This window comes from Vibrio sp. D404a (assembly GCF_030248535.1).
Lineage (GTDB): Bacteria > Pseudomonadota > Gammaproteobacteria > Enterobacterales > Vibrionaceae > Vibrio.
In genome coordinates, this window is the sequence record NZ_JAHGAJ010000026.1 from 98,032 (window position 1) to 106,740 (window position 8,709).

The 8,709-nt window shown below is 46.3% G+C and carries 5 protein-coding genes and 2 pseudogenes; 3 read left to right on the top strand and 4 right to left on the bottom strand.

The features are described from left to right. Positions 1 to 100: 100 nt before the first annotated feature. Positions 101 to 448: pseudogene (locus tag KI655_RS17030) on the bottom strand (hypothetical protein); the annotation flags it as partial. 152 nt (positions 449 to 600) lie between these two features. Between KI655_RS17030 and KI655_RS17035 the strand changes: the two are divergent. After that, a complete protein-coding gene (locus KI655_RS17035) occupies positions 601 to 1,899 on the top strand; it encodes a MipA/OmpV family protein (protein WP_285407361.1) in 1,299 nt (432 codons plus the stop codon). Positions 1,900 to 1,987: 88 nt separating this feature from the next. Here the strand turns inward: KI655_RS17035 and KI655_RS17040 are convergent, their stop codons facing one another. Beyond that, a complete protein-coding gene (locus tag KI655_RS17040; protein WP_285407362.1) occupies positions 1,988 to 2,572 on the bottom strand; it encodes an FMN-dependent NADH-azoreductase in 585 nt (194 codons plus the stop codon). A gap of 211 nt (positions 2,573 to 2,783) precedes the next feature. Between KI655_RS17040 and hrpA the strand changes: the two genes are divergently transcribed. Further along, positions 2,784 to 6,782 (top strand): ATP-dependent RNA helicase HrpA, encoded by a 3,999-nt coding sequence (hrpA, locus tag KI655_RS17045; RefSeq protein ID WP_285407369.1) that lies wholly within the window; start codon positions 2,784 to 2,786, stop codon positions 6,780 to 6,782. Between the two features lie 136 nt (positions 6,783 to 6,918). Then, the gene (locus tag KI655_RS17050) at positions 6,919 to 7,413 is read left to right on the top strand and encodes an outer membrane beta-barrel protein (RefSeq protein WP_032548790.1); all 495 of its coding nucleotides are present in this window, start codon (positions 6,919 to 6,921) and stop codon (positions 7,411 to 7,413) included. Between the two features lie 181 nt (positions 7,414 to 7,594). Here the strand turns inward: KI655_RS17050 and KI655_RS17055 are convergent, their stop codons facing one another. Both KI655_RS17055 and KI655_RS17060 read right to left on the bottom strand, forming a co-directional pair. Further along, on the bottom strand, positions 7,595 to 8,353 hold the full coding sequence (locus KI655_RS17055) for a hypothetical protein (RefSeq protein ID WP_150872786.1): 759 nt from the start codon (positions 8,351 to 8,353) through the stop codon (positions 7,595 to 7,597). Further along, positions 8,274 to 8,709, bottom strand: a pseudogene (locus KI655_RS17060) (hypothetical protein); the annotation flags it as partial. The gene KI655_RS17055 and the pseudogene KI655_RS17060, both read right to left, overlap by 80 nt.

The following is an 8,709-nucleotide window of genomic DNA, read 5'->3' on the forward strand; positions in this document are numbered from 1 at the left end:
CTAAAATTGTGGTGGTGGACTATTCTTTAAATTAAACAAGGTGTTCAAGTTAAACAGGGTCTTTCGGTTAAACGAAGTCTTTAAGCTAAACAGGGTCTTTGTCGAGGTCGGGTGTTTCCAGTACTTCGATAACTTCTGAGCTAGAAAGTTCATGCCCCATTAAAAATAGCGCCAGCATCGCGTCGGCTTTTGTCTTGGTGTCTGAAGGAGCATCAAGTATTTGTTCGAGTTTTTCTCGGATCATGGTAATTTCGTGCTCCACGAAACCACGACCTTCTTCGTCTCCTTGTGTTTCTTCAGGAGCATTATCAAATTGAAGAAACAACAACTCACCATCAAGTGTGGTGTCGACCAGTCTTTCAGGTAGCCAAGCCTCTCCCATGACAATGTCAGGATCGGCATCGCTCGGAAGCTGGTTTATAATGTTTTGTAATTCTGAAACTTTCACAATACTTTAAATTGACCAAGGGTGACCTTCATTGTAACGGGCAATGACGATCAAACCTAAAGTTAGTTACTTAAAATTAAGTTAGTTGACCAAAATTGGTCAAGAAATGTCTATTCGTTAGCAGAAATAAGCTCAGCAGAGAAAAAATAACAATGAAGAACAAATTAATAGCAACCTTAGTCGGCTCGGGTGCACTACTAGGCAGTGGTAATGCAGCAGCGATCGAAGAGCAGGAGTGGGGGATAGCCGCGATGTTTCGAACGGCGAGTATCCCTTATGACACATCGGGTGGTGATCAATCGGTAAGCTCGTTTGTACCTATGCTGTTTTTCAAAAATGAATACGTGTTTATTGATGGCACTGAAATGGGCGCTTACTTGCTCCAATCGGACGATGAGAAGTGGTCTCTCAACGCCATCTCACGTATGCGCTTTATTGATATTCCTGCATCAGAGCAAAATGCGATAGAAGGTGATACTGCAGACTTCGGTGGACAACTCACTTATCAAATTGATGATGAGTGGGCCGTCGAAACCGAAATAATGAGCGATAGTGAATACAACTTCCACGGTAACTTACGTGCGAAAGGTTTTTACGAAGTGGGTGACTGGGAATTTACCCCAAGTGCGACCCTTCGCTACAAAAGTGCCGACTTTAACAGCGAATATTATGAGGTAACCGGTAAAAATATTGGTGCTGGCGTTGATTTGAACGTGGGCGTTGAAGCTAGGTATCACGTCATTTCTAACCTGTATCTACTGGGTTCAACCAGTGTGACACGCTTAGATGACAACGCTTATGAATCATCGATTGTGGAAGACCGTTATCAAGGTGAACTCTACCTTGGCTTTGGCTTCTTTAACGATAAAGAGAAAGCACCAAAACCTCGATTGAGTAACCCAGCTTATCTTCGTGTGGCACACGGTTGGGCAACGCCTTCAAACATCGGCGATATTATGAAGTTCAACGCTGAGAAAGATGAGTTTAATAACCAGCTTACGTCGTTCTTCTACGGTCACCCTCTGACGGATGAGATTTTCGGTTTCCCGTTGGATATCTACCTAACGCCGGGTATCGTTCATCACTGGAGCTCAGACGTTCAGTCGAGCAGTACCGAATATGTCGTGGCGATTAAGGCTTACTACACCTTCAATTGGCCAACACAGTGGCGTTTTGGTGTCGCAGAAGGTATGTCTTACATCGATTCGATTACTTACATCGAAGCGACTGAGATGGAACGCAAGGGCTATACCGCCAGCCATCTATTGAACTACCTAGACTTCTCGTTCGACGTGAATGTTGGCGATCTGTTCGGTAAGAATGACCTCAACAATCTTTGGTTCGGTTACTCGCTGCACCACCGTTCGGCTATCTTCGAAAACGCGTCCCAGTTTGGTCGCATCAAGGGCGGCAGTAACTACAACACCATCTACTTCCAGTATGAGTTTTAATTACAACTCGATATAACGACAAAAGCCTCATAGTGATATGAGGCTTTTGTTTTCTATTCAGATTTTACTTGTTTCAATCAGCGTTAACTTACGCCAATTCAGCAAGTTGGCTCTGCGCTTCTGAGATGCCTTTTGCTGCTGCGTCTTCACCCATGTTCAGTGCTTCTGCGTAAACAAATTCCACATCTGTGATGCCAACGAAGCCAAGTACTGTACGTAGGTAAGGTGTCACGCTGTCAGTCGCTGCGTCTTTGTGGATGCCACCACGAGTCGTTACTACGATCGCTTTCTTACCTTCGATTAGACCTTTTACGCCGTTCTCTGTGTAAGTAAACGTCACGCCAGCACGAGCAATCAGGTCAATCCAGTTTTTAAGCTGAGTCGGGATAGTGAAGTTGTACATAGGTGCGGCAATCACTAGCGTATCTGCAGCTTTAATCTCTTCGATTAGCGTATCAGATAGGTCAACAATCGTTTGCTGGTCTTGAGAAAGATCTTCCGTTGCGCGAAGCGCAGTAGCTACCGAAAAGTCCAATACTGGAAGTGGATTTGCAGCTAGGTCGCGAACAGTCAGTTTATCTTGGTCTACATTTTTGATGAACTCTTCAACCAGTTTAGTTGATTGAGAGTAATCGCCTAGGATGCTTGATTTTAGGGCTAGTACACGAGACATAATGGTTTTCCTTGAATAAGTGCTTTTTGTTATGTGATGCATTATAGGAGAACAAAGAAAGCCTAAAAGGCGATAGATTTGCTTAAGTTGTTCGAAAAAATTGAATGACTCTAGAAGAGGGCTTTTTGTAAGGTGCTTTCCGTTATCTTGTTCTAGCCCTTATGTGCTACAATTCGCAAAGTTTTATGTAATGAAAAGAATAGGACACGCTTTGACTTCGTCTCCGGAAAAAGCAGATAAGAATCAAGACGCCGCACGTTCGGACGCGGCAGACAAGAATTCTGCTTCTCAGGCTAAGGCCTCCCAAAATACACCTGCCTCTCTTCGTAAAGCGCTCAAAGAATGTATGATGCGTGATCGCTTCCGTCTGAGTAAGCGAATTGCAGGTGCTAGCCGAATTAAAAATGAGAAATCGAAACACGCCGTCTTTGACGAGATTGCATTAGATATTGCCCAATCGATGATGACGGCAACTCAGCGCGCTGCGCAAAAGCCGACCATCGAATACCCAGAAATCCTGCCCGTAAGCCAAAAGCGTGACGATATCGCTAAGGCAATTGAAGAGAACCAAGTGGTGATCGTGGCGGGTGAAACGGGTTCAGGTAAAACAACTCAACTTCCTAAGATCTGTTCTGAGCTTGGACGCGGTCGCTATGGCCTAATTGGCCATACTCAGCCACGTCGTCTGGCTGCGCGTTCGGTAGCGAACCGTATTGCGGAAGAGATGGAAACCCAACTGGGTGAGTTTGTGGGTTATAAGGTTCGATTTAACGATCAAATCTCGGATAACACTCAAATCAAACTGATGACCGACGGTATTCTACTGGCGGAGATTCAACACGACCGTTTCTTAAATCAGTACGACACCATCATCATCGATGAAGCGCACGAACGTAGCTTGAACATCGATTTCATCATGGGTTACTTGAAAGAGTTACTACCAAAGCGTCCTGATCTAAAAGTGATCATCACGTCGGCAACCATCGACCCTGAGCGCTTCTCTAAGCACTTCAATAATGCACCCATCATTGAAGTATCAGGTCGTACGTACCCAGTAGAAACTCGCTACCGCCCACTGGGTGGTGAAGATAGCGATTCTGATCGTGACCAAATGGAAGGCATCTTCGAAGCGGTTGATGAGCTGTGCGATGAAGGCTTAGGTGACATCCTGATCTTCATGAACGGTGAGCGTGAGATTCGTGATACCGCAGATGCGCTAAGTAAGCGTAACCTGCGTGACACTGAAATCGTGCCGCTGTATGCACGTTTGTCAGCGGGTGAGCAGAACCGTATCTTCCAATCGCACACGGGGCGTCGAATTGTACTGGCAACCAACGTAGCGGAAACCTCGCTAACGGTTCCGGGTATCAAGTACGTAATCGACCCAGGTACTGCGCGTATTAGTCGTTACAGCTACCGTACTAAAGTACAGCGCCTACCGATTGAGCCTGTATCTCAAGCGAGTGCTAACCAGCGTAAAGGTCGTTGTGGTCGTGTGGCTGAAGGTATCTGTATTCGTCTTTACTCAGAGGAAGATTTCGAATCACGTCCAGAGTTTACTGATCCTGAGATTCTGCGTACCAACCTTGCGTCGGTAATCTTGCAGATGACGGCTCTTGGTCTAGGTGATATCCAAGCCTTCCCATTTGTAGAAGCGCCAGACAAACGCAACATCCAAGATGGTGTAAGACTGCTTGAAGAGCTAGGTGCGATTGCATCGGGCAAACCAAACAGCAAGAACAAGAATCACAGCGACGATACTAAGAAGCTAACGGCCATTGGTCGTAAGCTATCTAAACTGCCAATCGACCCGCGTTTAGCACGCATGGTGATTGAAGCACCAAATAATCGCTGCCTGCACGAAGTGATGGTTATTGCGTCTGCATTGTCGATTCAAGACCCGCGTGAGCGTCCGTCTGACAAACAGCAGTCGTCTGACGACAAACACAAGCGTTTCTTCGATAAAGACTCAGACTTCATCACCTTCGTGAACCTGTGGGACTACATCAAGAAGCAGCAAAAAGCGCTGTCGAGCAACCAGTTCCGCAAACAGTGTAAGCAAGATTACCTGAACTACCTGCGTATTCGTGAGTGGCAAGATGTGTACTTCCAAATTCACCAAGCAATGCGTGAGTTAGATACCAAGCTTAACGACGAACCGGGTAGCTACGAAGGCATTCACCAGTCGCTGCTATCGGGTTTGCTATCGCACGTTGGTATGAAAGACCAAGAGAAGAACGAGTACCAAGGTGCACGTAACGCTCGCTTCCATATCTTCCCTGCGTCTGGCCTGTTTAAGAAGCAGCCTAAGTGGATCATGTCCGCTGAGCTGGTGGAAACCTCAAAACTTTGGGGGCGTATCATTGCTAAGATTCAGCCTGAATGGATTGAACCATTAGCCAAGCACCTAATTAAGCGCAGCTACAGCGAACCTCATTGGTCGAAGAAACAAGCCGCAGTAATGGCGCACGAGAAAGTGATGCTTTACGGCATTCCAATCGTACCTAAGCGCCTTGTGAATTACGGTGCGATTGACCCAACCGTCAGCCGTGAACTGTTTGTACGCAGCGCATTGGTTGAAGGTGAGTGGGAAACCAAGCACGCGTTCTTCAAACAGAACCGCAAGCTTCTACAAGAAGTGGAGGAGCTAGAGCATAAATCGCGTCGTCGTGACATCTTGATTGATGACGATGAGCTATTTGATTTCTACGACCAGCGTGTTGGCGAAGAGGTGGTTTCTGGCCGTCACTTCGATACGTGGTGGAAGAAAACCAGCAAACAGACGCCTGAGCTACTGAACTTCGAGAAATCGATGCTGTTCCGTGGCGATGCGAGCCACGTTACCGATTTAGATTACCCTAACTTCTGGCACCAAAATGGCTTGAAGCTAAAACTAAGCTACCAATTTGAGCCGGGCGACGATAACGATGGTGTGACGGTTCACGTACCACTGCCGATTCTGAACCAAGTAGAGCAGAGTGGCTTTGATTGGCAGATCCCGGGGCTACGTCAAGAACTTGTCATTAGCCTTATCAAATCGTTACCTAAGACGTTACGACGTAACTTTGTGCCTGCGCCAAACTACGCAGATGCATTCCTTGCGCGAGTAACACCACTTGAAGCGCCGCTGCTTGATTCTCTAGAGAAAGAGCTACGCCGTATGACAGGTGTCGAAGTAGTACGTGATGATTGGAAACTTGACCAGATCCCAGAACACTTGAAAGTAACGTTCCGCGCGGTAGACCACCGCCGTCGTAAGCTGAAAGAGCACAAAGATCTGCACGAGCTGAAAGAGAGCTTGAAAGACAAGGTTCAAGAGACACTGTCGAAAGTGGCTGACGACGATATCGAACAGCAGAACCTTCACACGTGGAGCTTTGGCGAACTGCCTAAGGTGTACCAACAAAAACGTGGCGGCTACGACGTAAAAGCCTTCCCTGCGTTAGTGGATACCAAAGACAGCGTAGAGATCAAACTGTTCGAAACCGAGCAAGAACAGATCTCAGCCATGAAAGCGGGTCAGCGTCGTCTGATTTTGCTTAACGTGCCATCGCCGATTAAGTACCTACACTCGAACCTGCCAAATAAATCTAAGCTAGGTCTGTACTTTAACCCTTACGGTAAAGTCCTTGATTTGATTGATGATTGTATCGCTTGTGGTATCGATAAGCTTATCGAAGAGAAGGGTGGTTTGGTTTGGGAACCAGAGCAGTTTGAAGCATTGAAAGAACACGTTCGTGCAGAGCTTGGTGATACGGTTGTTGAGATCGCTCAGCAAGTTGAAACCATTCTGACCACAGCGTTCAACATCAACAAAAAGCTGAAAGGGCGTGTTGATCTATCGATGGCATTTGCCTTGTCGGATATCAAAGCGCAGATAGAAGGGTTAATATTCAAGGGCTTTGCGACTGAGTGTGGTTGGAAGCGTCTGCCGGACATCCTGCGCTACATGCGCGCGATTGAGCGTCGTATGGAGAAACTGCCGATTGATCCGAACAAAGACCGCCTACACATGATTAAAGTCGAATCAGTAATGAACGATTACAAAGAGTTACTGAATAAGGTGCCAAAAGGGATCGCGGTTCCAGAAAATGTCAAAGAGGTGCGTTGGATGATAGAAGAGCTTCGTGTAAGCTTCTTCGCACAGCAACTTGGCACGCCGTACCCAGTATCGGATAAGCGTGTTAAAAACGCTATCGATGCTTGTTAAGGATTGAGCGAGATAACCGAGCAAGGTTCAGGTATGAATCTTGCTTGTTTTCTTGTTAATTGGATAGTAATTACAAAAAGACGTTTTAGTGGCAATCATTTACCGCTTAAGCGTCGCTAGGACGAGAAGGTCAAGTATGAAAAAAACGTTATTAGCGCTAGCTCTGCTAGGTGCATCTTCAACAGCGATGGCTGATTCATGGTTATACGGTGGCGTAATGGGTGGTCAAAACTCACTAGGCAACGAAGAAGAAACGGCAGTTGGTATCCACGTGGGTACAGGTATTCTACCTATCATCGGTGTAGAAGCAGGTTACTGGGATCTAGGTTCTTTCGATAGCGTTAAGTACGGTAACCGCGATGTTAAGAACATGGATGCAAGCACTGCATACCTAGCTATTAAGCCAAGCATCGACTTCGGCCCTCTACACGTTTACGCGAAAGGCGGTCTGCACTCTTACGAGCTGAAGGGCGATTCTTTCAAGCAAGACGACGTTGATATCATGTACGGTGTTGGTGCAGAGTACTTCATCTTTGGCCCAGTATCTGTTGGTGCAAGCTACCAGAACTTCAAGATGAAAGACGATGACTCAGGTGTATTCACGCTAAACGCGACAATCCACCTACTGTAAGATTTTTCTATAGCAGTGAGTCGTCATTTTGGCGCTTTCGATTTGAATCGCACCAAAAACAACGAATTAATAAAAACGCCAGCGTAATTGCTGGCGTTTTTGTATTTGGGCTTTAAGTAGCGAGTTTATTGCGAGTAGCTAAGTTTATTGTAAGGAGCTAGCTCGATTACAACTAACTAGTCTATCGAGACTTTTTACTGTCTAGAATCTGTTGGATTCTCGGGTTCAGAGCCTTACCGTGCTTCTCTTCGTACTCTTCACGTTTCAAGTCGTTGAGGTTCTTCACTGAGTTCGCCGCCAGTAAATGTTGTGGCAGTTCAGTATGAAGCATACCTTTCTCATCAAGTCTTTTCGCTTCCAAGTAGTACTTCTTAAATAGAGCATCAAGCTTGTTTTCAGCTGTGCGTTTCAAATCGTAGAGCTTGTTCTGAATTAGCCACTTCTCAATTGGGTTGATTGCTGTGCGAGACAGCACGCGAATGCGGCTATCCAATAGTTCTTCTTCTGTCAGTGAATCTTTTAGAATCCACAGCTCACCCATTTGTGGTGGCCAGCTGTTACCCAATTGAATACGCTCATGACAGTGCATCAGCACGCGGTTTAAGCCGTCAGAGTCGATGGTATTCGCGAACTCAATGAACTTACCGCTTGGCTCACTACCGTATTGGTATTCCCATTGCGTTTCATACACGCTAAGGAATGAACCGAATACATGGATACACCAGTCAGACAGCTCTAGCTCAGCCGGATCTTGGTCAACGACAGGCACTTGCTGATTTGAGCCTGTATTGGACTCAACAACAGGTACCGATGGCGAAGCAGCGACCGGTAAAACTTCTGGAACAACAGCAGGCTCAGGATCAGAAAGTTGGCTTTTTGCCTTTCTGGATGAGTTGCTGCCTGAAGCGCTCAGATGGGCTAAGCTTTTGTCGATACCCATTTCCTTGAGTTTGTCCTGAAGTTCCTGAATATTGAGCGGTTTTCGGTTGTTGTCTTTCATTTTGCTTCTCGTTAACTAGCCAGTACTGCAACTTAGATTCAATTCGAGATATTGGCATTAATTCATTGGCTTTGGCTTTGTACCAAAGGACAAACTTCTTCCATATTAGATTATGGTCACCGGACAATCCGGAAAACTTAAACGCACGTTCAGCCCACGATGGAATGTTCTCTTCATCCAGATCGTGAGTTGAAATTGTGTTGCCATTCATTCCACCGCGGCTTTGTGGGCGAGGGGAAGTCGACATCACTTGCATTGGCGCTGGAGCAGGCTGATATTTCGGTGCAGGTGCAGGT

Coding starts and splice junctions, on each gene's coding strand:
- KI655_RS17035 (WP_285407361.1), top strand. CDS start 601: ATGAAGAACAAATTAATAGCAACCTTAGTCGGCTCGGGTGCACTACTA.
- KI655_RS17055 (WP_150872786.1), bottom strand. CDS start 8,353: ATGGGTATCGACAAAAGCTTAGCCCATCTGAGCGCTTCAGGCAGCAAC.
- KI655_RS17040 (WP_285407362.1), bottom strand. CDS start 2,572: ATGTCTCGTGTACTAGCCCTAAAATCAAGCATCCTAGGCGATTACTCT.
- KI655_RS17050 (WP_032548790.1), top strand. CDS start 6,919: ATGAAAAAAACGTTATTAGCGCTAGCTCTGCTAGGTGCATCTTCAACA.